This window comes from Ruminococcus callidus ATCC 27760, from assembly GCF_000468015.1.
GTDB lineage: Bacteria > Bacillota > Clostridia > Oscillospirales > Ruminococcaceae > Ruminococcus_C > Ruminococcus_C callidus.
Window position 1 is genome coordinate 10,063 of sequence record NZ_KI260314.1, and the last position, 804, is coordinate 10,866.

The following is an 804-nucleotide window of genomic DNA, read 5'->3' on the forward strand; positions in this document are numbered from 1 at the left end:
TCTGGCGACTTTGCACGCCATCTGCGTGCAGATTGCTCCTTATTCCTCCCACACCGGCTTGACAAACACCTCTACCGGCAGAATGTCCGGTACAGAAACGGTCAGGTCTTTCCGGCAGGTGGTGCAGACCAGCGGCAGCTTCGCCTGTGCGGCGATTTCTTCCGCATAAGGCACTGCCCGCAGAATGGTTTCCGCCGTGGTTTCCTTCCCCAGATTGGAGTTGTTCACAATTCCGGTGTGACGCATGCGGGAAACGGCTTCGATCTCGTACATCAGTTCCAGTGTTTCCTGCGGTTCTTCTGTGAGATAGCGATAGCGATTCACCACATACCACATGTCCAGCTGATCGGGAACATAAGCGGAAAAGCCCTCGGCATACCGCCCCAGTCCAATGGCACCGGCATCGTCCCCGCCTACGTCGATAATAAGATAGCCGTCCTCATATGCCATGCGTTCCATATCAAAAGAAATGGCAGGAATGTCCAGACTGGTGTTGGCATACATGGAAGCCGCCAGCGTGACACCCCGTTCCTCAAACAGTTTCGCAAAATCCGCCGTGCGGAAATAGGGATTGACAATGTCAAAATCGACAATGGTCACCTTTTCGCCGGCATCTGCCAGCCGCAGGGCAAGGTTGACTGCCAGATTGGTTTTTCCGGAACCATAGTGTCCCGTAATGATCGTGATCTTTTTCATAGAAGTTCCTTTCCCAGCAAGAGCATGTTTCTTTTTATTATAGCACATTCTATACAAAAATGCAACTGAAAATGTTGGGCAATACCGCACAAAGAGCGTCTGGCGACT

The 804-nt window shown here is 51.7% G+C and carries 1 protein-coding gene; it reads right to left on the reverse strand.

Annotation, left to right across the window (positions count from 1 at the left end; genetic code table 11):
• Nucleotides 1-39: 39 nt before the first annotated feature.
• Entirely contained in the window at nucleotides 40-696 is a 657-nt protein-coding gene (locus RUMCAL_RS02505) for a P-loop NTPase (RefSeq protein WP_040646646.1), read from the reverse strand.
• Between the last annotated feature and the right edge of the window lie 108 nt (nucleotides 697-804).